This window comes from Olleya sp. Ti.3.14, from assembly GCF_038154885.1.
GTDB lineage: Bacteria > Bacteroidota > Bacteroidia > Flavobacteriales > Flavobacteriaceae > Olleya.
This window is the reverse complement of record NZ_JBAKAO010000049.1, coordinates 1-320: the sequence shown is the minus strand read 5'-3', so window position 1 is coordinate 320 and position 320 is coordinate 1. Positions and strand designations below refer to the sequence as shown.

The window sequence follows — 320 nt, the reverse complement described above, 5'->3', positions numbered from 1 at the left end:
ACATCAACTACTGCATCTCCTAATGGAAGATCCGTTGCTGACCATGACCCATCTGCTATTGTTGTTACTGTTGTTTCGTCTCCGTTAACATCCGTAATTACTACATCTACTCCTGCAATTCCTTCTTCACCTGCATCTTGAACACCGTTATTGTTGGTGTCTTCAAATACAACTCCTGTTTATCCTGAAGTTACTGGTGCAAATCCATCATCTGTTGTTGGGTTTTCACCTTCTACTACAGTAATTGTTTCTGGATCTGAATCCGTTGTTGTTAATGTATCTGTAATATCTGATGGTAATGTATCTTCATCAACATCACC

1 pseudogene is annotated in these 320 nt (G+C 39.4%); it reads right to left on the bottom strand.

From position 1 onward, the window contains the following. Nucleotides 1–161: pseudogene (locus V6251_RS15545) on the bottom strand (SdrD B-like domain-containing protein); the annotation flags it as partial. Nucleotides 162–320 lie beyond the last annotated feature (159 nt).